The following is a 21,807-nucleotide window of genomic DNA, read 5'->3' as shown; positions in this document are numbered from 1 at the left end:
CTTTTACCACAAAGAGCGCTAAGGTCTAGGCAATCCCGAAGATTCGGGACATAAGGTTTTATTTTTCGCTTTGCTTTGAGCTCGCTAAGGGATTGCGAAAAAAGTACGCAGATGAAACGAGTCGATTGAAATTAAAAACTTCATTGACAGCGAAGGTTGGAGACTGGTTTACTTTTTTGAGTTTAGATTATTAAAATGTGCTAACTATTACTTTAAACAAAATACCTATTTCATGAAATCAATTAAACTATTAGCCCTGTTATCTCTGGCTTTCCTTTTTTTCAATTTCACACTAAAACAAGAAAATAAACCAACTGTTTTTATGGTTGGCGATTCGACTGTAAAAAATGGTAAAGGCGATGGTTCCGGCGGACTTTGGGGATGGGGCGATTATATTGGGCAATTTTTAGATACCACAAAACTCAATATCGAAAATCATGCTTTGGGCGGTACAAGCAGCCGAACTTTTCAGGATAAAGGTTTGTGGATTGCGGTTTTAAATAAACTCAAAAAAGGAGATTACGTCCTGATTCAGTTTGGGCATAATGATGATGGGCCTTTAAATGATAGTCTTCGCGCCCGAGGAACGATCAAAGGAATCGGAAACCAAACTCAGGAAATTGATAATATCCTGACTAAAAAACATGAAATTGTTCACAGCTACGGCTGGTACATTCAAAAGGTGATTCGTGAGGCGAAATCAAAAGGGGCGATTCCGATTGTTTGCTCTCCGATTCCGAGAAACGACTGGAAAGAAGGGAAAGTGCCGCGCAACAATAAATCATACGGTTTATGGGCCAAACAAATTGCTGAGAAAGAGAAAGTAACTTTTATCGATTTGAATGATAAAATGGCTCTGGAAATGGAAAAAGTGGGCGAACAAAAAGTGACGGGAACTTACTTTTATAAAAAAGACCATACGCATACCTCAGCAAAAGGTGCGGTGCTTTCTGCTTCGGTAATTATTGATCAATTAAAAGAAAGCAAAAACTCTTTGAAAAATTATATTTTAAAAGACCCAAAAATTGTGCTTCCTGCCAAAAGGAAAGTGTATTTAATTGGAGATTCTACAATGGCCAACAATAATGGCGATCAAAATGCTGTAGGCTGGGGAGTTCCGTTCCCCACGTATTGTGATACAACCAGAATTGAAGTCATTAACAAAGCCAGAGGCGGCAGAAGTACCCGAACTTATGATCATGAAGGCCTTTGGAATGAAGTTAAAAATGAGTTACAACCCGGAGATTATATACTAATTCAGTTTGGGCATAATGATGCCGGGGCTATTGATAAGGAAAAATTTAGAGGTTCCCTTAAAGGAAATGGCGATGAAACACAAGAAGTTACCCTTACAGATGGCTCTAAAGAAACTGTACATACTTTTGGATGGTACATGACCAAATTTATTCGCGAAGCCAAAGAAAAAGGTGCTATACCTATTGTTTTAAGCCAAACGCCAAGAAATGAATGGCCAAACGATAAAGTAGAAAGAAGAAATGATACGTACGGAAATTGGTCGAAAGAAGCTGCTGAAAAGGAAAATGTCTTTTATATCGATTTAAATGAAATAGTTGCGCTTAAATATGAAGCTTTAGGCAAAGAAAAAGTAAAAGCCTTTTTCCCAAAAGATCATACGCACACTGGCGCAGAAGGCGCTAATCTCAATGCATTGACCGTAGCGGAAAGCATTAAAAAATTAAAAGACTGTGGACTTAGGGATTATGTGTTATGAATTTTGAATTTTGAGTTATGGGTTGCGTGACAATTTTAATTCATTCATAACTTCTAACATCTAACTTCTAAAGTCAAATTTTCCCCATAAAAAAACCTCGTTTAATTGCTTAAACGAGGTTTTATTTTGAATAAAAATATTATTTTTTTGATTCTTCGATAGAAACTTTTCTAAACTCTTTTAAAAGTTTTTCGATTTCTAAAGTAGCTTTACGAGCTCTTGGTCCAGCAGCTTTAACACCTTTTTCTGTTAAAGATTCAGCTTCTGCTCTAAATGTGTCAATTTCGGCGTTGATTTTTACTAATAGATCTTTCATGCTTATAATGATTAAATTAAGCCGCAAAAATAAAAGTTTGATTGATAGTTACAACATATTTCACGTTAAAATTATCAGTGTTTTTCAGGCTTCGGGTTAACATTAAATTTACTTCACTTTTTTTCGTGAAGCCCAGAAGAACCAAACAACTACTAATCAATTACTTATTTATCCAACTCTAAAAACAGAGGCTTACACGACGTGTAAAAACCCGTTGAAAATAATTTTATTTTTTTTCTCCAAATCTTAAAAAACAGTCTCAAATTTTAACTTTTAGGCAATAAACAACCTGAAATAAGATGAGAATTTGAGGAAAAATTACTCAACTAGCTGCTTATTCACGTAAACATTTTTAAAATTCACCCCATTTATTATGCTTTTATCAATGTCGGTTTTCGTTGCCTGGATGTTCAAATTCTCAAATGTAAAATTGGATAAACGAACATTTGGATCATTTTCTACTCCGTAAAAAGTATCACACTTAAGATCGATATTTTTTAAAGTAACATGGTCTGCGTACGATAACGGAACATCAGGGCGTCCTTTTAAGTCAAAAAATTGTTTCCACGCAAAAACAGCCAGACAGGTTTTGGCTTCTCCCTTAATATCTTCTACTCTAATATATTCATATCGTTGTGGTGTGTCAGGTCTCATTTTGAGCCATAATAATCTCGAAGCTCCGTCTATTTTACAATTACGCATAATTACGTTTTTGTTATGAATAGATTCGCTTCCGTTGGTTAGCGCCGAATGACAGAATCCAAAATTGCAATCTTCGATGATAATATTGGCATTGGGTCCGTTGTTTTTATCCTGATCTGCATAAGGTCCTTTTCCTCCTTTTAAGGCAATTGCATCGTCATTAACAGACAAATAACAACCTTTTACCAAAAAGTTAGTGCAAATATCAATATCGATCGCATCTGTACTTGGCGCTTTTGAGGTAATGTGAGGAGAAAAAATATAAAGATCAAGCAGTTTTACATTATTACATTTATAAAAATGATTCGTCCAGAAACCAGAATTAATTAGTCTCACATCCTGAAACTGCACGTTATTGGAGTTCCATATAAAAACCAATCGCGGTCTTGAAACTTCGAGATTGGTGCATTTTGGATTCTCTTTGCGTCGCGCCCAAAAAGCATCCCAATACTTTTTTCCGTTTCCGTTAATGGTTCCTTTTCCTGAAATCGAAAAATTATCGACTCCGTATGCATTGACCAAAGCGGGGAAATAATCTAGATTTTGACCTTCCATTCTCGATGGCATTATTGGGAAATCGTCGATATTATCAGAACCTTTCAAAACTCCGCCTTCTGAAACATATAATGTAGTTTTAGGTTTAAAAAACAACGCGCCGCTTAAGTAAACTCCTTTTGGAATTACAATAACTCCGCCACCATTTGCAGCGGCTTTATCGATTACTTTCTGAATAGCAATTGTTTGAATTTTGGTACTGTCCTTTCCTACTCCAAAATCTGTAATGGTGTATTTTTTGCCCAGATCTTTCAACTGAATTTTAGAATAATCCTTAAACCAATTGGTGATTTCGCTTCCATCCGGAAATGTATCATTGGCATAATTCTGTGCAAAGGAACTCTGCGAAAAACCGACGATACAGATTAAAATTTTAAAAATATTTTTCATTTTGGTTATGTGTTAGTGTTAGTTGTTTTTTTTATGAGCTAATCCCGCTATTATTCTTCATAATAATATTTTATCTAATCGTGTAGTTATCTTACTTCACCTCAACCTTAATTTTAGCCGAAAGCTGCTTGGCTAAAGTCGTGACGTAATTGGTAAAATACTTCGAATCTTTAAAATTACTATCTGCGCTTAATTCCCAGCCCGCTATTGGGTAATAACTCACTTGTTGATTGTTTTTTGCAGAAAGTTTTATCAAATAAGAATCTGTTAACTTTCCTGTTTTAGGCGCCTCGATGTAACCTTTATAAACCGATTTTGGCACAATTACAGCAGTTCCTAAAATCCATTGGCGTTCGTAGGTCAGTTTATCATGCAATATGAAACATACAAAATCTCCGGCATCAATTACCTGCAAAGGGTTTTGGTTGTTTAAATTCGAGTATGCAATTACAAGTGTTTCTTTTCCTTTTAAGCCATTAACCGAAATAGTGTTTTTATAACCGTACATTCCAGGCCAAATCGTTGTAGTTTCCTGTGCCTGATATTTATTTCCTGAAGCTTCCCAATTTTGATAGTTATAACTTAAAACCGAATTTACCGGACCTTCACTTACGATTTTGAATGTTGTTTTCTCGATATTGTTTATGGTATCGCTTCCAATAATTCCAAGTCTGTTAATTTTATTATCGATCAGTAAAGCAAAACCCCCAAGTCCGGCTGAATTTCCGACAGGAAAAATATCTCTTCCCCAATCATGCATCACGTGATAATTATCTTCAACAGCACCTTTGCTGTTTATACCAACATCTTCAGGAGTAATGGCAGGTATTTTTTTTCCGAAAACATCTTTTGAATTTCTTCCATCCAAATAATGCCTGAAGCCTACTTTGTCATTTTCCCAAGATGGGCCATCGGTTTGGTATTTTTGGTAACCTAATTTTTTGTGTACCTCATTGGCCATCAAGACTTCATCTCTTGCCGGATGGACAGGCAGGTTTTTGGCTTCTCTCTTTCCGAATCTTACACTTGTTTTTATTGTAAATTTTGGATCTGTCTCAGACCAGCTTAAGGTTGCAGTTTTTACTTGTTTTGGAGAAAAATCAGTAACGATAAATAATTCATCCCATTTTCCATCTGCATCCAAATCGTTAACCTGTGCCGGAATTGTATCGTTTTTATAAATCAAAACAGGATAAGTTCCTGTTGAATTACTTAGGGAAAGTTGGCTCCTTTTTATCGAAATTGCTCTTTGAGGCACCTCTATTGAAGAGGTGTTTTTTAAAACAATGGTATTTGTGTTTGATTTCTTCTGTGCATTACAACTGGCAAAAATTAATATTGATAATGCAATAGGGGCGTATAATTTTACAGTATTTTTCATTCTTTTTTGTTTTTATTTAATGACAATTTACTCATTTAATCCAAATGAAAAACCTCTTTAAGCACAATGGTTTTTGGCGAATTATCTGCATTTGTTTCCATTATATCTCCCATATAGCTCCACCATTTCTTTACAAGGGGATGATTGGGCAAAAAATTCGTATCGAAATCTTTACTGATTTTCTGAACAGCAAAAAGCGTTAAGGTGTCCTCGTCTAAAAAAATACTATAATCCTGAATTCCACTTTCTGAAAGTAAGGTTTGTAATTCCGGCCAGATTCTATCGTGGCGTAATTTATATTCGGCCTGAAAACCCGGTTTTAATTTCATGGTAAAAGCATTTCTCACTGTGGTATTATTTTCCATCTTTGAATGATATAAATTAATTTTTCTTTTATACTATCTTAAAAATAAATGCCGAAGCGGTCTGGTATTTTCCTCCCTGAGAAGCGGTAAATAAATAAGTCGCTTTTCCGTTTTGAAACAGCAGCTGGGGACGCTCTACCCTACCATACCGATTTAAATGCTTAGGCGCCTGGGGCTGATTGATATATTTGTTTAAGGGCTGATAGGCAATTTGCGGATCACTCCAATTCTTTCCATCCTCAGAATCCATGTACAATCCGTAATCGATCCCGAAAACGCCCATATCTCTTGCCAGCATTTTGAATTTCTTATTTTCATACCATACAAAAGCATCCTCGCATTGTTTATTATCTCCCAGTTTAGAGAAATCAATAACCGGATTGTGTTCGTATTTTTTATAAGGTCCTTCAAGGGATTTAGCTATCGCCAGTCCGTATTTTCTATTGCCTTTTACCGGAAATTTTGGATGCTCGTAATTCTCTGTATCCAATGATTTATAATAAAGCCAATATTCACCGTTTGGATGTTTTAAAAACGAAGGATTTGTAGTTAAAAGATCATCCCATTCGCCTTCTTTTCCCGGAAGTAATAATGGCTCATCGGGTCTTTTCCAGGGTCCGAAAAGAGAATCGGAAGTGGCCAGTCCAATGCGTTTTGTATTCATTTTTCCGTTGGAATTTCCCATGAAAAAAAGCGCATATTTTCCCTCTACAAAATGAATACTCGGATTATGGCAAGTTGTGGCATCCCAAAAACCTTCCCCTCGGGGCGCTAATATAGTGCTGACATATTCATAAGGACCTTCAGGATTCTGGGCAACTGCATGAGCAATTTCAGAGCTGTTGATCCATCCGCTCATTCCTTTTGCTTTGGGCCATCTGGAAAAAAACACATGAATTTTACCATCAGGACCTTCAATTGGGCTGTTGCACCAAACATAATAATCCTCGAATTCTAAAGCGCGTCCCACTGGTCGAAGTCTTTTTTCGAAATCAGAAAGCTTTGGATCATCCCATAAAGTAATGGCTTTCGCTGAAAATGGAAGACACAGCGCCATAAAAGCGAGAGAATTCCCGATTATAAATTGTCTTCTATTCATTTTATCTTCTTAATTTTTCTGCGTATTAATTTCCCAGTCATCTGTTCTAAAAGGTGAAGCCGGTAAATTTTCGTTATTGAACAAATTAGGCTCCGGAACGGCTTTCCAGGCAAAACGAACAGCAAGAGGCTCTTTTACTTTTGAAGAAGAAACTACAATTGTTTTTCCATTAATTTCAGCATCGGCAGGATAAAAAACCTGATCTTTTCCTGCTATTTCAAATTCTTTTAGATGCTCTCCGTTTTGTTTCAAACCAGATTCCGCATAATCAAAGAACAACTGCGCCTTTTGTTTTTTAATTTTCATATGGTTAAAAATAGGTCCTGAATACACCAGTTTATTTTCTCCATAGGTTTTCGCACGGGCAATTAAAGCGAGTCTATAACCCACGGTTTGCTTGTCTATTGGGTGAATATTATTGGCATCTCCAAGATCTGTTGTCACCACCATTCCACTGTTAGGGATTGTTTTTAAAGACATTAATTGTGCTTCGCGTATTTCAGCATTTTGTCCTTTGTGAGGTGTAATTTGTACATAATAAAAAGGGAAGTCACCCTGTTTCCATTCTTCTCTCCAGCTCTTTACCATTGCCGGAAATAAAGACCGGTACAAATAGGCTTTTGCTGAATTGCTCTCTCCCTGATACCAGATAGCGCCTTTTATAGTATAATTTACCAGAGGGTGAAGCATGGCATTGTAGAGGACATACGAGGTTTTGTTGGCTTCTTTTTTAGGCTTTTTTAATTGTCCTTTCTCGGCATTTGCAGCAGCTGCAATTCGCTCGTTGGTAAGACCTAAGTAATAGGCTTCGAGTTTTTCCTGATATACTTTTTCATTTTTTGCATCCTCCTGTAAAATCGGTAAAAAGGCAACATCCCCTTCTAAAACACTCTGAGCGGTCCAGGCTTCTGCTTTTGTTCCTCCCCAGGACGTCGAGATTAACCCGATGGGTACATTTAGTTTTTGATATAAATCCCTGCCAAAGAAATAGGCTACGGCAGAGAATGTCTGAATACTTTCAGGCGTACACACTTTCCAGCTTCCACTAACATCTTCAAGTGGTGTTTGCGCAGCATTAACCGCCACGGTAAAGAATCTAATATTAGGGAAAGAGGCGTTTTTAACTTCTTCTTGGTAATTTTTAACTCCGGTTTTCCAGGTTTTATCTTCTCTTCCCACAGGAAAAAACATATTGGACTGACCCGAACAAAGCCAGACTTCGCCAATTAGAATATTTCTTAAAGAGATAGTATTTGATGCATTGATCAAAATATCATAGGCTTTGTCACTCCCATTGGGCGTGTCAACTGCTGTTTTCCAGTTTCCATTGGCGTCAGCCTGCACCTCAACAGGAAGATTACTCCATCCTAAATGAATTGTTATTTTTTCCCTTGGCGCTGCCCATCCCCATAAATTAACTTTTGCATTTTGCTGCAATACCATATTATCAGCCACTAAAGCTGGAAGTTTAACCTGTGCCCATACGCAGTATTTTGTACTAAAAACCAGTAGAATTAACAGAAGTCTTTTGAAATGCATCATTGGAATATTTTTAAATACTAAAACTTTAAATTTAAAACACTTAAACGGTAAAGGTATCCTGTGCTTTCCTGTTTATTTTGAATTTTAAAGCTAAAAAAAAAGCTGCCTGAAAAAGACAGCTTTTTTCTAAAAAACAAAAATCAAAAAATCAAAATATTAATCGTAACCCGGATTTTGATCATAAAGGCCAGGAACTGCTAAGATCTCTGATAGAGGAATTGGATATAACAACGAGTTGTTTTCGATTGTTCTAATTTTTCCTTCAGTATCTTCTGCCGCTTTCCAGGCGTTCATAGTAGTTACTGCTTTTCCTGATCTTATAAGGTCAAACCATCTTGTTCCTTCTGAGAAGAATTCTTTTCTTCTTTCTGTAAACAATTCATCGAGTGTAATATTAGAGGCATTTGCCGCAACACCTGCTCTTGTTCTTACTTTATTTACAATATCATCTACTTCTGCCTGCGACCCCCCGCCACCGTGAAGCGTACACTCGGCCATAAGCATTAGTACATCGGTGTAACGTGTTACCATAAAATCAACACCCCAGTCTTCACGACCGTTTCCGTATCTGGCAGCATCGATGTATTTTTTGAAAACCGGCAGCGTATAACTTCCTTTATAGGTTCCCGTTGCAACAGTATAACTGGTGGCAATACCATATATTTTTCTTTTGTCTGTTGCTTCAAATAAATTCAAAAAACCAGTTGAAATTGGTTTTGCTTCCAGAGCTCCCTGCGCTGATAAATTTAATGAGGCAAAATAAGGCTCGTAACCTAACTCTACCATAAAATTACCTCCTACGGCAAGCGGCAAACTTTGAGTATAAGGAATTGTCAATACATTTTCTTTATTGGTAATTCCTTCTACTTTAAAAATGGGTTCGTAATCTGTATTAAAGGCATATAAACCACTTAGCTTAATATCGTTTAACTGTTGGTAGGCTTTGTCCCATTCGTTTAAGCCAAGTGTAGCCCCATCAATATTATAAGTTGGGCTTGAGCGGGTCATGTACACTAAACCTAATAATGCCTTTGCTCCATATTTAGTAACGCGGCCAAAATTGGCTGCATCGTATGAGGGAGCAAGATCCACAATGGCTTGTTCAAGATCTGAAATGATCAGTTTATAAACATCTACCACCGGGGTTCTTGGTATTTTTGCAGCTTCGGTAGCCGTCATTGTTTTTTCCATTAAAGGAACCCTTCCAAACCATCTTACTAAATCAAAATAACAGAATGCTCTAAGAAAACGCGCCTCGGCAATCATGGAGGCTTTCTCAGCCGGATTGGTAAAAATCTGATCTCCTTTTTCAGCGATTTTCTCCAGTAACTGATTGGCTTTATTAATGGCATTATAATTACTCAAATAGGCTTCTTTCACGTAAGTGTTCGAACTTATCGAGGTGTAGAAACTATTGATTCCTTCCCAATCTCTTGAAGCCTGAGTGGTTGCCAGCAAATTATCTGATCTTACTTCACTTAAATTCAAAACCCTGTTGGCATAACCGTAGGTTCCCATTCCGTGAAAAGCTACAGAATAGGTTGCATTTCTAGCCTGAACAAAATCGCCCGGTGTAGCATAGAAATTCTCAATTGTTCCCTGTGATAATGGCAATTGCTCCAATTCATCTGTGCAGGATGTCATTGCCAATACAATTGTTAGTAAATAAATATATTTTTTCATTTTATTTTAATTAAAATTAATGTTAAGTCCTATCACTAAAGATTTTGCCAAAGGAGCTCCTCCATAATCTACCGGTACAGAAAAATCGCTATTGGAACTTCCTGAGGTATTTACTGCTTCAGGATTAAAACCTACTTTATATTTGTTCCAGTAGAACCAGTTTTCTCCTGTTACATACAATCTCATATTATCGATTCTGCTGAGTCCTTTTATGGCTTGTCTGAGGTTATATCCAATGGTGATATTTCTAACACTCACATAATCTGATTTGTACAACCAGTCTGAATTGGCCTGATATCCAAAAGAGGTTCTCCAGTTTCCTCTCACCGATGGATCTACATTTAATGAGTTTTCAACTGATCCCATTCCGGTACGGTCAATTGCTCTTCCTGTGAGTCCATAAACTGTTCCTCCGTTTTGTCCCTGAATCAGTATGTTTAGATCAATATCTTTATACTTGAAGGTATTGGTAATTCCCCAGGTATATTTTGGAGTTGGATTCCCTAAATCTACACGGTCATCTGCATTGATTTTTTTATCTCCATTCTGATCAATATATCTTGGATCTCCCAGAACCAGTTTGTTTCCTCCAATTGTAGTTCCTCCCGCGTCGATATCAGCTTGTGTCACTACTCCGTTTTGTTGTAATCCAAATATGGTGTACATGGGTTTTCCAACTTCTAATTTTACAAAGGGAACTCCTCCATCGTAGGCATTGCTAATTTCAATTTTACTCTGACCCGGGCCTAATGCCAATACTTTATTTTCGTTATGACTTAAATTGGCTGATGTTCTCCATTCGAAACTTGGTGTTTTCACATTTAAAGAACTTAGTTCAAATTCCCACCCCTGATTTTGTACTTCTCCCACATTGGTCAGGTAACTTGTAAATCCGGTAGCCCCAACGATAGGCACTCTTAAAAGTAATTCACTATTATTTTTTCTGTAGGTCTCAAATGTACCTGTAACTCTGTTTTTTAATATCCCAAAATCCAATCCAAAATCTACACTTCGTGATTCTTCCCAGTGCAATGAAGGGTTGGCTATTGATGATGCTCCTTGTCCTATTGCTGATGTGCCGCCAATTGAATAATTATAAGTAGCCAGTGTTGCATAAGAGGCGTAACTACCAATATTATTACTTCCGTTAAGACCTCCACTGGCTCTTAGTTTTAAATCACTAAGCCAGTCGATATTTTGCATAAACGCTTCTTGTTTTACTCTCCATGCTAATGATAACGAAGGAAAAACTCCCCACTGTTTGTCCGATCCAAATTTTGAAGAACCATCACGTCTAACACTTGCAGATAAGATGTATTTTTCCTTGTAATTGTATTGCAGCCTTGCAAAATAAGAAAGTAATGTACTTTTCTCTGCATTGGTAGATCCAAGAGATCCTGTTGGCAATGTCTCGACAGTTGAACTGTTATAGAGCGCTCCTGAAGATAAGTTGGATCTCATGATTTCATAGGAACTAAAAGACTGTCCTAAAAGCACATTAAGGTTATGATTTCCAAATGATTTATCCCAGTTCAGGGTATTTTCATTTACTAAATTTTGTCTTCTGTACGTGTTATAAGCTCCTCTAATACTAGCCTGAACATCGTTGGGTGTATAACTCTCTGTTGTATTGTCGGAGTTATCAAAATTCAATGTTGTTTTCCAGGTAAATCCTTTTGCAAACTGATAACTTGCATAGGTAGAGATCAAAGTTCTGTACATGGAGTTTTTTCCTGTTCTGGCCAGTGCGTTTAGCATATTTGTGGTGCTGCTTCCCCAGGCATATCTTGTGGTGTATTTTTCTCCTGCCGCATTAGACGCGCTTTCAAAAACCGGAGTTGCCGTAAGGGCCTTAAATAAGGTATTGTCTTTTCCTTCTACTCCCGGATCATTTTTGATCGAATAGGAAGGGGCAATGTTTATTCCTGTTTTAAAATTTTCTGATAATTTAAAATCTACGTTGGCTCTGGCAGAAAATAAGGTGTAATCAGTTCCGACAATATATCCTGTATTTTTTTGATAATTGGCAGACACATAATAATTCACCACATCTGTAGCTCCCGAGGCCGATAATTGATAGTTATTGAATTCTCCTGTGCGGAAAACTTTATCCTGCCAGTCGATATAATCAAGTCCAGGATGTCCGGGAATATCCCATCTCTCATCATACAAATACGAATAATACCTTGTGTTTGCAGTTGTAAGAGGCGCCGTTGGATTTTTTGCGTTATAAGCTGCAATTCTCTCGGCATTGTTCTGGCTTGCAGAAGCTCCCGCAATTCCTGATCCTACCCACTGGGAATCAATCATGGTTTTCGCCCTGTCGATCCATCCCTGAGCAGATAACATATCTACTCTGTTGGCTTCTTTGTTCACACCACCATACATATTAAAGGTAAATTTAGTTTTTCCCTTTTTACCTTTTTTAGTGGTAATCAACACCACTCCGTTTGAAGCTCTTGATCCATAAATAGAAGCTGCCGCGGCATCTTTTAATACTTCGATCGATTCTACATCATTTGGGTTCATGTTATCCAACGGGCTTCCGCTTGAGAATCCCCCGTTGCTATTTGATCCTTCGGTATAAATAGGAAATCCATCCACCACATACAAAGGCTCGTTTCCTGCCGTAATGGATCCTGATCCCCTGATTTCGATACTAAAAGGCTGACCTGGTAATCCTGTTGTTTGTTTGACACGCACACCGGCTACCTGCCCAATTAAACCCTGATCGATTCTCGAGATAGGTCGTTCTGTAAAATTTTCTGTTTTAATTCCTGAGATGGCCCCTGTAGTTAATTTTTTCTTCTGGGTTCCGTAGCCTATCACTACCACTTCATTTAAGTTAGCGCTTTCTGCATCCAAAGAAACATTATAAGTAGTTGAAGTACCTATTTTTAGTTCTTTTTTCAAAAATCCCACGAAGGAAAAAACCAAAGTTTCTCCCTGGGATGCTTTTATGGTGAACTTTCCATCAAAATCAGTACTGGCTCCCCTGTTGGTTCCCTTAACAATTACGTTGACTCCCGGAATGGAGAGTTTAGAAGGGTCAGTAACTGTTCCTGTAACCGTTTTTTCTTGCCCATAAACCGATCCGTGCAATAAAGCAAAGAGGGCCATAATCAGCAAAAGATTAAGCTTATTTTTCATAAAAGTTAAATTTTGGTTAGTTTAATAGTTTTTCAAATTTATCCAGAACTTGTTTTCGTGGCATCCTGTAGTATCCTGTTAGATTTCAATGCTTTATAGGAAATTTATATTTATTTTAAGACAAAAATCTCACAACTGGTTGATTTACAATCTTTAAAATAATTGAAAGATTATTAAATATCATATCAAAAAATTAATTAAAACATTTTTTAGCATTTCATAATTATTTTTACAAAAAACAAAGAATTATAAAACAAGGAACTGCATTGATTAAACATTCCGTTTTTTGAATATAATTATCAAAAACAGGATGCTACAGGATAGCCTTTTGATACCTTACTAATACTTTTACTTCATTGCTGCTACTAAAAAATTATCCCGACATAATTTTTTAATGCTGTGAAGTGATTAATTTAGTAACCACTAAAACTTTTGAGTAAATAATGAAACTAACCCAATCCAACCTCTTTATTGCCTTCTTGTTTTGCGGCGCTCTTAGCGCTTTTGCGCAAGAAACCTCCACTTCTCCCTGGCCAGAATCCACAAACATTAATCAGCCCTGGGCGCGATGGTGGTGGATGGGAAGCGCTGTGGATAAACCCAACCTGAAAAAGAGCCTGATAGACTTTTATAAGGCCGGAATTGGCGGTGTGGAAATTACCCCCATATACGGTGTAAAAGGAGAAGAAAACAATTTTATTGATTATCTGTCTCCAAAATGGATGGACATGTTAGATTACACTATTCATATTGCCGATAGTCTTCATATGCAGGTTGATATGGTCCTAGGAACAGGCTGGCCTTACGGAGGCTCACATGTTACCTTGCCTTATGCTGCAACAAAGCTAATTGTAGAGAAATATCCCCTTAAGAGAAATGAAACTTTCAATAAAAATATTACCGTTTCGAGCACCAAAGAAAAATTGCCAGCAGAACTTTTATATGTTGTTGCCTACGCAAGCGATGGAACGTATATCAACCTAACGGATCAGTTAAAAAAGAATAAAGTTAATGCCTCCGATAAAGGAATCGAAGGCAGTCATATTGCCTTGCCCAATCAGGCAGAGGCTAGTAAACTGAACTGGAAGGCCCATAAGAAAGATTATACCATTTACGCTGTTTTTAGCGGAAAAACAGGACAGGAAGTAAAAAGGGCCGCCCCTGCAGGCAGCGGCTATACTTTAGACCATTATTCCAAGGAAGCTCTAAGTGCTTATTTGCTTCCTTTTAATACCGCTTTTAAAGGTCGCGAAGGAAAAATAAGAGCCATTTTTAATGATAGTTTTGAGGTATACGGAACTGACTTCACCCCTAATTTCTTTGAGGAATTCAAGGCCCTTCGTGGTTATGATCTTAAAAAAGAGTTACCTGTTTTACTAAGTGAAACCGATAATGAAGTGGCTAACCGAATCAGAAGTGATTACAGAGAGACCATTGGTGATTTATTACTGAGTAAATTTGATAAGTCATGGACCTCATGGGCGCATTCTAAAAACTTCAAAACCAAACTTCAGGCGCACGGATCTCCGGGAAACCTGATCGATTTATATGCCTCGGCAGATATTCCCGAGTGCGAAACTTTTGGATCAATGCCCTTTGATATTCCGGGTTTCAGACGTGAAAAAGAAGACATTCGCGAAGGCGATGCTGATCCGGTCATGCTTAAATTCTCTTCATCTGCGGCTCATATATCAGGCAAAAATTTAGTTTCATCAGAGACTTTTACCTGGCTTAGGGAACATTTTAAAACAGCTTTATCACAATGTAAACCTGAGGTGGAAGATTTAATGCTCAATGGAGTGAATCATGTTTTTCTTCACGGCTCGACGTATTCTCCACAGAGAGCTGCATGGCCGGGATGGCAATTTTATGCTTCTGTAAATTTTAATGCCAATAATAGTATTTGGCAGGACGCTCCTGCTCTTTTCTCTTATATATCCAATTGCCAGTCGTTATTGCAACAAGGAAAATCTGATAATGAAATCCTTTTATACTGGCCTATTTTTGATACCTGGGACAAATATCAAAAAGGTACTTTATTCTTTCAGTTCAAAATACATTCTTTATCAGAATGGTTATACAATACCTCGTTTTATGATACTACCAAAAGTTTAATGAAAAAAGGATATGGCGTAGATTTTATCTCTGATAATTTTATCGCAGATGCAAGCGTTATAGATGGGAAAATTGTTTTACCCGGGGGTAGTTTTAAATCACTTATTGTTCCATCTTGTAAAAAAATGCCTCTTGCCACTTTGCAAAAACTCCTTGAACTTAAAAAAGCGGGCGCATCTATTATTTTTGAAGGATTACCTCAGTCAGTTCCCGGATTTAATGATTATAAAAAACAGGAACAAGAGCTCCAAAATATTTTAACTACAAATGCAGCATTACTGCAACCTACATCAGACATTTTTAAGGCTTTAGAGCATATAAAACTGTATCGCGAATCACTTGTAGATACAGGTTTAAAATATACCCGAAGAGATATTGACGGGGAAAAAATGTATTATTTGGTCAATCATACCCCAAAAACTATTGATACTTTCATTGCGCTTCAAATCGGAAATAAAGAGGTTGTCATTTTCGATCCCCTGACCCGGGCTTACGGTAATGCTCTTGTGACTAAAAATGCCAATACAACACTGGTTAAAGTAAAAATAGAACCGGGTGAATCTTATTTTTTAAAAACAGAAAATACAGCTTCACAAAAAAAATGGTCCTATTATGAGCCTACTGCTGGTGCCATAACACTGAAAGGAAACTGGAAAATAGCCTTTGACAAAGGCGGTCCGGAGCTTCCTGCAAATGCAACAGTAGCTACTTTAGAATCCTGGACAAAATTAGGTCCTCAGGCAGAAGCATTTTCAGGAACTGCAACTTACAGCTTAGAATTTGACAAACCAAATACTAAAGCAGAACAATGGAGTCTTAATTTGGGAGATGTTCGCGAAAGCGCCAAAGTCTGGCTCAATGATGAATTTATCGGTACGGCCTGGTCTGTTCCCTATCAATTGAATATTAACAAACTAAAAACCGGAAAAAATACGCTGAAGATTCAGGTTACCAATCTCTCTGCCAACAGAATCAGGGATAAGGAACTTAAAGGCGAAGAATGGAAGATTTTTTACGAAATCAATATGGTCGATAAAGATTATAAAAAATTCGATGCCACAAAATGGACTCCAATGCCTTCGGGATTATTAGGCCCTGTTACAATTACGCCATTAAAACAAGAAAACTAATTACTAAATAACGAATATTAAAATGAAAAAGTTGCTTTTATTTTTCGCTATATGCCTGTGCTATACTAACTCTACAAATGCACAACAAGCCTTTGATAAAAAACTGGTACTCAAACAAATGATGCTTGCCAATGATTATTTCATGCAAAAATGGCCTGAGACCGGCAAAACCATCATTACCAATAAAGAACGCCCCAGTAATATCTGGACGCGTGGGGTTTATTATGAAGGACTCATGGCATTACACGAAATTTACCCTAAGGAAGCGTATTACGATTATGCCTACGCGTGGTCTGAGTTTCATAAATGGGGTTTTAATGGCGGAAATACCACCCGAAATGCCGATAATTATTGCGCGGCACAGACTTATATCGATTTGTATAATCTGGAGCCTGATGCTAAAAAATTAAAAAACACAAAGGCGAATATCAATATGCTTTTAAATACACCTCAAGTAGATGACTGGTCATGGATTGATGCCATACAAATGGGGATGCCGGTTTTTGCAAAACTAGGGGTTTTAGAAAAAGACAATCGCTATTTTGAGAAAATGTATCAGATGTATATGTACTCGAGAGACAAACATGGCGATCACGGGCTATATAATCCTAAAGATGGCCTGTGGTGGCGTGATGCTGATTTTGATCCTCCTTACAAAGAACCTAACGGTGAGGATTGTTACTGGAGCCGCGGAAATGGCTGGGTAATTGGAGCCCTTGCAAAAGTGCTTTCTATTATTCCTGAAAATGCGCCTGGCAGGGCGCAATATGTAAAAGATTTAAAAGCGATGGCTGCAGCCCTGGTTCCCATCCAGAGAGCTGATGGTTTTTGGAATGTAAGTCTTCATGATCCAACTAATTTTGGCGAAAAAGAAACTTCAGGCACAGCATTATTTGTCTATGGAATGGCCTACGGAATCAACAGCGGAATTTTAAAAAAAGAGACTTACCTGCCTGTAATTCAAAAAGCATGGAATGCTATGACAACCGAGAGTTTACACAACAATGGCTTTTTGGGCTATTTGCAATCCACAGGAAAAGAACCAAAAGATGGCCAGCCTCTGTCTTATGATAAAATTCCGGATTTTGAAGACTATGGTCTGGGATGTTTTTTACTGGCAGGCTCTGAAATTTACAAAATCAAATAATGCCAATTGCGCTGATGTCAACGGGCTCTGAAAATAAAAAACAGTAAAGAGAATACCTGTAACCAAAAGCCTGCTCCACTTTAAAAAAGAGGGCAGGCTTTCTGGTTTAGCGGGTTTTGATTTTTGTGTTCAATTAGTTTGCCTATCGCATGCTCCCAGCAAATAAATACAGCTGGGCTTGTTTTTCTTAAAAGAAGCCTCGTACTTGATATAGCCGTACTGGCTTAGTTCGCCAATGTATTTGATATAGGTCCGCGGGGCCGATATTTTGGCCAGTGGCATGATCTGATAGCTATACGCATTGATGGGATTCACAAACCCACTAAGACTATAATAGTGTAGCAGGGCTGCAAATAAACCAAGGTGGATATGGCCAATGCGCAAATCTTTTTCTGCGCCAGCAAAAAATACACTCAGTGATTCTTCAACAATTCCCTGCTTAGAGGGAATTGGCGCGTTTTTGTCTTCTCTTACTCCCTTCTCTGGGTTCTTCATCCTCACTGCTCTGGGGTCGCTGGCTTTTTTTTTTATGCTCTCCTACCTCTTCATAAACCACTAGAATCTGTCCGATGTCCTTGTAATGGCGGTTATCGAGTTTTTTTAGATCCTGATCGTAAATTCCGATGGTTTTAAATTGTGGGCTGGCCTCTATAAAAAGCTTAGATTCCTCAGACCCTCTTAAAAAAGTAACCTGGTGCAAATTCCCTCTTTTAAGGGAGCGCAAAAGATCCTCTTTAAAAATATCGTTACCTAGCTCCTTAATAGGATATTTATCAAGAGTGGCCTCAAGGTCATAGCCGTAATTTTGATGGTACTGTTTGAATTTAAAATTTTCATTTTCATCGCACTGTATAAAATCGATCTGCACCCAGGCGTTGTAGGTGTGTCCCTCTTTGCTGGCCAGTTCTTTATAAACAGATCTTCCCATCAAAAGATTATAAGACTCTTTCATGGTAATATTGCCTGTCTTTCCCATATAAAAGGTATGCTCCAGAACATCTGGGATATTCTCTTTTTGAACTTCTACCGTGTAGGAGTTAAAAAAATAAAGATCCCCTTGCTTAGCCTTATTGAAATTCAGTGTGGCCCTTGCTACCCGATCCTCATAGTAGGTCTCATGGTACAAGGTAAAAGAGGGTTCTTGCTGGTGAAGTTTTTGTTTTAATTCCATTTGCAATGCTTCACCAAATCCGGTGTATTTGAGCTGATCGCTCAAGTACTCAAAATTTTTCTCATTCATGATATTTAAGTTTTAAAATTCGTTTTTCCTTACAGGGCTCCGAGTATTTCAAGATCCATTAGCTGGTGATCTTTAATATCAAGTCCCAGTTGTCTCTGGCCGTTTTTCTCCAGAAGCTCTACGGTGAGGTATTTTCTCTCACCGATAGTAAACTTAGGCAAGGCGCAAACAAGGGAAAGCTCCGATCTCTCAGGGATTTTGATCAGCTCTGAGGTGAGCAGAAGGGGACTCATTTCAATTTCCTGGGATGCCGTGCGGGTGGACTTGCGCTGGTCACCGATAAAAAAGCGCAGCTGGTCGATATCAAAATTAATTTTGGATTTGTTACCCAATAAAAGCCTTAGGTAGATGACATCCTGATGAATGTATACCCCTGTAAGGCGAAGGCTGATATCAAACTTGCTCTTACTTATCCCAATTAGTTTTCTCTTTTTCATCAGGGCCAACTGGGCATACTGCTGTATTTTTTTTTGATTTTCATTATCAAGGCTAAAAACAATATCGTCATTTAACGCTGATGCGCTCTGTACCAAAAAATTCAGATCAGGACACTGCTCATCGTAATTCAAAATAAAGCCGTAGAGATTGCCCTCTGTGGTTACAACTGTTAGATTGGTCTGTGAGAAATTCTCTTTACCGGCTTTCACCAAAAGGATATTCTCTACCCCTTTGGCCTTTTGTATTAATACTTGCGAGCTTCCCTTATCGATGCTCTTGATGGGATAAGGAAAAACCACACTGGTGGTCTTCATCTGGGCTATTTGCAGATTTTTAAATTCAGCCTGACTACTGCCTCTCTGTCCAAAGACTGTCATTGAGATCAAAGCCATAAAGGGCGCAAACCATAAATTTCTATTTTTCATCTCTTTCAATTTAGTGTTCAATGGGAATTATTTTGCTTTTTGTCATATAAAAGCACCCGGTAGCCTGCCTTTACCATGACTTTTATAAGTTTTACTTTTTTACTCATCAGGCTCTTGGCAGCTTCAATACCCATACCGGCTGCCTGTGCTCCCCAGGAGTCCGTAAGAGATGCTACCCCCAGGGTCTGGATGGAGCGATCTGCAGAGGCTTTGGCCACATCGCGGTTAATGGCCCCGGGTATGTAAATCCCCTCAATACCGTCCAGGTCATACACGACGAGTTCAACGGGAAAAATCGAATTGCCATATTTTATATTGGTAATTTTAATTTCTAATCGCTCTGCTTTTAAAAGGGCCGTTCCAAACAAAAAACTGTTTCTTGGAATCTCTACACCTCGAATTAAGACCTCATTGCACAGGCGCAGTTTCACTAGCGATCCGTCTACAATACTCTGGGTGAGATGTATCACCGCCTCAATGGCATTTTGCCCCTGATGTGTTGTATCTACTTGCTGAAGGGAATAAAATGAATTGGATTGTAAAGCCATCTGCTCATTGCCCACATAATTATCGATTGCAGCAAGATTATTTTGCCCATTTTTGCGCACCACTCTGAGCGCTTTTTCTTTTCTACCCTCAGAGGCCTTGTTTAATTTTTCCTGCATGCGGGCCGGATGCTGAATATCGAGAATATTTTCAAGTATTCCCCCTAATTGCCTGAGCTCGGGATCCTCCCCTTGAGGCTGACCCATAACCGAGATTAGCTGCTCGAGTTTTCTCATGTCTTCTGACTCAGACGATGAGCCGTAGTGTTCAAACTCGCGCATGTCGTGCTCTTGCTTCTCCCCCACACCGGGCTGCTCAATGGCTTTTTGAAGTGCCTGTAATTTTTGATATACCTTTTTCGTGTTCTGATCCTGGTATGAGAAGGTGTTAAGGCCCGACTTGCCTCTTGGAAAACTTCTCATCTCGGGCCCTTTTGACCATCCAGAGATGGAATCACCTATTAAAAGGGTACTGGAGTAGTTGGGATCCTTTCTCATTTGTTCGCTTCTTTTTAGCGAATCCATAGCAGCCCTCTGGTAATAACTCAATTTGTCCAAGGTCATCTCTTCTTTGAACTCAGGGCCAGGAAGTGCGGTATTGAATTTCCTTTTCTCTAGTGTCTCTGCACTTATAGTTGGCTCTTTTCCCCCACCCAGACTCCAGAATAAGAGCGTTATAAAGGGCAGGGCCAATAAAGGGAGTACCAGTAGCATTTTTCGTTTTTTTAACTCTTTAATTGAAATTGTTTTTCTCTCCATGGCCTTACTCTTTTACATTGGACTTATAATAATTTTCAATAAAAATCAGGCTGTCCAGAAGTCCCGGACGCCTATGCATAATATTATCATATGATGTTTTACCTTCCGCGCTTGCCTTTAGACTATCCAGGTACTGCCGCGCGCCAGTGATGCTTTTATATTCCGCCGGTGAGATAAAAAAAGATTTTCTTTCTATTTTTATCACTCTCTCATGGGGCTGTATCCGCTCAGAGATCCGATCCATAGAGATAACAGAAGAGGTACCTGAAACAAGCCCCCTGTAGAGGATAACCAAACTAATCGCGCTACTAAGCCCTGTAAATACAAGCAAAAACACAATGAGCTTTTCTCTGGATAACCCTGAGGTAATACGGCTCATTTCTCTGGCCCACTTCTGTTTTAAAAGCTCATAATACCTGTTAGTTCCTTTGCTATTGATACGTTTTTTAAACCAAGGTTCCATCACTTTTTATTTTCGGGTCTCCATACTGAGATCTTTGTTCTCCAGGGTACTGAGGCGCTCTATTAAAAAGCCATGCGGATTATTATCACTTCTCGATACGTTTCTTAAATTCCCCTCTGTGATAAGACTCCGGTTGACAACACTCGTGGAACGGACTATTTTTTGTCTGGCAAAACATTTAAAGAAGTACGGATACTGCCTCAAATCAATCTGGATACTATCAATGGTAATGCTCTGGCTAATATTTCCCGAGATAATTCCCGAGTAGTAACCGTTCTCTCTCAGATCATCGTAGATCCTCTTGGCACTCTTATCGGCCAGGTAAAGCGACCTTGTAATGTTTGTTTTGATCACCTTATCATCGGGATCAAGGGTAAAGAAATAACTATGGAAAGTCTTTACGTGATCACGCGCCTCCACCACAACATTGTCTTTCCTCTCCGAGGCGTAAGCCTCCAGAGCTTTACCGTTGGCCAGGATATACACCTTGTCCTGCAATAGACTTACAGTGGTAAAACTTTTATGCAGGGTATAGCAGCAAATTACAATACACCCCACAATAATTAGCATAGTAAAGCCGCGCACATAGCCAAAGGCGGTATCGATATTTTTCATTTTGGTAAACATCTT

The 21,807-nt window shown here is 38.4% G+C and carries 16 protein-coding genes; 3 read left to right on the top strand and 13 right to left on the bottom strand.

Annotated features, from left to right (window positions below; translation table 11 throughout):
• The first annotated feature begins 232 nt into the window (after positions 1-232).
• The gene (locus GIY83_RS05620) at positions 233-1,732 is read left to right on the top strand and encodes a rhamnogalacturonan acetylesterase (protein WP_208685531.1); all 1,500 of its coding nucleotides are present in this window, start codon (positions 233-235) and stop codon (positions 1,730-1,732) included.
• Between the two features lie 139 nt (positions 1,733-1,871).
• Here GIY83_RS05620 and GIY83_RS05615 read toward each other — a convergent pair whose 3' ends face one another.
• From GIY83_RS05615 to GIY83_RS05580, 8 genes are all read right to left on the bottom strand, one after another.
• Positions 1,872-2,048 carry a histone H1 gene (locus GIY83_RS05615; protein WP_055095391.1) on the bottom strand — a complete coding sequence of 59 codons (177 nt, stop codon included), beginning with the start codon at positions 2,046-2,048 and terminating at the stop codon, positions 1,872-1,874.
• Positions 2,049-2,366: 318 nt separating this feature from the next.
• Positions 2,367-3,695, bottom strand: a complete 1,329-nt coding sequence (locus GIY83_RS05610; protein WP_208685529.1) for a glycoside hydrolase family 28 protein — start codon at positions 3,693-3,695, stop codon at positions 2,367-2,369.
• 91 nt (positions 3,696-3,786) lie between these two features.
• Positions 3,787-5,076 carry a DUF4861 domain-containing protein gene (locus GIY83_RS05605; protein ID WP_208685526.1) on the bottom strand — a complete coding sequence of 430 codons (1,290 nt, stop codon included), beginning with the start codon at positions 5,074-5,076 and terminating at the stop codon, positions 3,787-3,789.
• Between the two features lie 35 nt (positions 5,077-5,111).
• A complete protein-coding gene (rhaM, locus tag GIY83_RS05600) occupies positions 5,112-5,441 on the bottom strand; it encodes an L-rhamnose mutarotase (protein ID WP_208685523.1) in 330 nt (109 codons plus the stop codon).
• Between the two features lie 28 nt (positions 5,442-5,469).
• Entirely contained in the window at positions 5,470-6,540 is a 1,071-nt protein-coding gene (locus GIY83_RS05595) for a glycoside hydrolase family protein (protein WP_208685520.1), read from the bottom strand.
• Positions 6,541-6,549: 9 nt separating this feature from the next.
• Positions 6,550-8,082 (bottom strand): sialate O-acetylesterase, encoded by a 1,533-nt coding sequence (locus GIY83_RS05590; RefSeq protein WP_208685507.1) that lies wholly within the window; start codon positions 8,080-8,082, stop codon positions 6,550-6,552.
• 156 nt (positions 8,083-8,238) lie between these two features.
• Positions 8,239-9,765, bottom strand: coding sequence for a RagB/SusD family nutrient uptake outer membrane protein (locus tag GIY83_RS05585; protein ID WP_208685504.1), 1,527 nt, complete (start codon positions 9,763-9,765; stop codon positions 8,239-8,241).
• 6 nt (positions 9,766-9,771) lie between these two features.
• Complete coding sequence (locus GIY83_RS05580) at positions 9,772-12,915, bottom strand: TonB-dependent receptor (protein WP_208685500.1); 3,144 nt, start codon at positions 12,913-12,915, stop codon at positions 9,772-9,774.
• Between the two features lie 443 nt (positions 12,916-13,358).
• Between GIY83_RS05580 and GIY83_RS05575 the strand changes: the two genes are divergently transcribed.
• Positions 13,359-16,160, top strand: coding sequence for a glycosyl hydrolase (locus GIY83_RS05575; RefSeq protein WP_208685497.1), 2,802 nt, complete (start codon positions 13,359-13,361; stop codon positions 16,158-16,160).
• A 22-nt stretch (positions 16,161-16,182) separates the two neighbouring features.
• A complete protein-coding gene (locus tag GIY83_RS05570) occupies positions 16,183-17,307 on the top strand; it encodes a glycoside hydrolase family 88 protein (RefSeq protein WP_208685495.1) in 1,125 nt (374 codons plus the stop codon).
• A gap of 439 nt (positions 17,308-17,746) precedes the next feature.
• On the opposite strand, the gene GIY83_RS05565 is transcribed toward GIY83_RS05570, so the two are convergent.
• The 5 genes from GIY83_RS05565 to traK are packed head-to-tail and all read right to left on the bottom strand — an operon-like array spanning position 17,747 to position 21,792.
• The gene (locus tag GIY83_RS05565) at positions 17,747-18,547 is read right to left on the bottom strand and encodes a hypothetical protein (RefSeq protein ID WP_194619503.1); all 801 of its coding nucleotides are present in this window, start codon (positions 18,545-18,547) and stop codon (positions 17,747-17,749) included.
• A gap of 29 nt (positions 18,548-18,576) precedes the next feature.
• A complete protein-coding gene (traN, locus tag GIY83_RS05560) occupies positions 18,577-19,410 on the bottom strand; it encodes a conjugative transposon protein TraN (protein WP_208685493.1) in 834 nt (277 codons plus the stop codon).
• A 17-nt stretch (positions 19,411-19,427) separates the two neighbouring features.
• The gene (gene traM / locus GIY83_RS05555) at positions 19,428-20,714 is read right to left on the bottom strand and encodes a conjugative transposon protein TraM (RefSeq protein ID WP_208685490.1); all 1,287 of its coding nucleotides are present in this window, start codon (positions 20,712-20,714) and stop codon (positions 19,428-19,430) included.
• Between the two features lie 4 nt (positions 20,715-20,718).
• Positions 20,719-21,177, bottom strand: coding sequence for a hypothetical protein (locus GIY83_RS05550; protein WP_208685487.1), 459 nt, complete (start codon positions 21,175-21,177; stop codon positions 20,719-20,721).
• 6 nt (positions 21,178-21,183) lie between these two features.
• Positions 21,184-21,792 carry a conjugative transposon protein TraK gene (gene traK / locus GIY83_RS05545; RefSeq protein WP_228520594.1) on the bottom strand — a complete coding sequence of 203 codons (609 nt, stop codon included), beginning with the start codon at positions 21,790-21,792 and terminating at the stop codon, positions 21,184-21,186.
• Positions 21,793-21,807 lie beyond the last annotated feature (15 nt).

Origin of the sequence: Flavobacterium sp. SLB02 (genome assembly GCF_009664855.1) — a bacterium.
In the GTDB taxonomy this organism is placed as follows: domain Bacteria; phylum Bacteroidota; class Bacteroidia; order Flavobacteriales; family Flavobacteriaceae; genus Flavobacterium.
This window is presented reverse-complemented; position numbering and strand designations above follow the sequence as displayed.

Coding starts and splice junctions, on each gene's coding strand:
- GIY83_RS05570 (WP_208685495.1), top strand. CDS start 16,183: ATGAAAAAGTTGCTTTTATTTTTCGCTATATGCCTGTGCTATACTAAC.
- traK (WP_228520594.1), bottom strand. CDS start 21,792: ATGAAAAATATCGATACCGCCTTTGGCTATGTGCGCGGCTTTACTATG.
- traN (WP_208685493.1), bottom strand. CDS start 19,410: ATGAAAAATAGAAATTTATGGTTTGCGCCCTTTATGGCTTTGATCTCA.
- GIY83_RS05610 (WP_208685529.1), bottom strand. CDS start 3,695: ATGAAAAATATTTTTAAAATTTTAATCTGTATCGTCGGTTTTTCGCAG.
- GIY83_RS05620 (WP_208685531.1), top strand. CDS start 233: ATGAAATCAATTAAACTATTAGCCCTGTTATCTCTGGCTTTCCTTTTT.
- GIY83_RS05575 (WP_208685497.1), top strand. CDS start 13,359: ATGAAACTAACCCAATCCAACCTCTTTATTGCCTTCTTGTTTTGCGGC.
- GIY83_RS05550 (WP_208685487.1), bottom strand. CDS start 21,177: ATGGAACCTTGGTTTAAAAAACGTATCAATAGCAAAGGAACTAACAGG.
- GIY83_RS05615 (WP_055095391.1), bottom strand. CDS start 2,048: ATGAAAGATCTATTAGTAAAAATCAACGCCGAAATTGACACATTTAGA.
- GIY83_RS05590 (WP_208685507.1), bottom strand. CDS start 8,082: ATGATGCATTTCAAAAGACTTCTGTTAATTCTACTGGTTTTTAGTACA.
- rhaM (WP_208685523.1), bottom strand. CDS start 5,441: ATGGAAAATAATACCACAGTGAGAAATGCTTTTACCATGAAATTAAAA.
- traM (WP_208685490.1), bottom strand. CDS start 20,714: ATGGAGAGAAAAACAATTTCAATTAAAGAGTTAAAAAAACGAAAAATG.
- GIY83_RS05580 (WP_208685500.1), bottom strand. CDS start 12,915: ATGAAAAATAAGCTTAATCTTTTGCTGATTATGGCCCTCTTTGCTTTA.
- GIY83_RS05585 (WP_208685504.1), bottom strand. CDS start 9,765: ATGAAAAAATATATTTATTTACTAACAATTGTATTGGCAATGACATCC.
- GIY83_RS05565 (WP_194619503.1), bottom strand. CDS start 18,547: ATGAATGAGAAAAATTTTGAGTACTTGAGCGATCAGCTCAAATACACC.
- GIY83_RS05605 (WP_208685526.1), bottom strand. CDS start 5,076: ATGAAAAATACTGTAAAATTATACGCCCCTATTGCATTATCAATATTA.
- GIY83_RS05595 (WP_208685520.1), bottom strand. CDS start 6,540: ATGAATAGAAGACAATTTATAATCGGGAATTCTCTCGCTTTTATGGCG.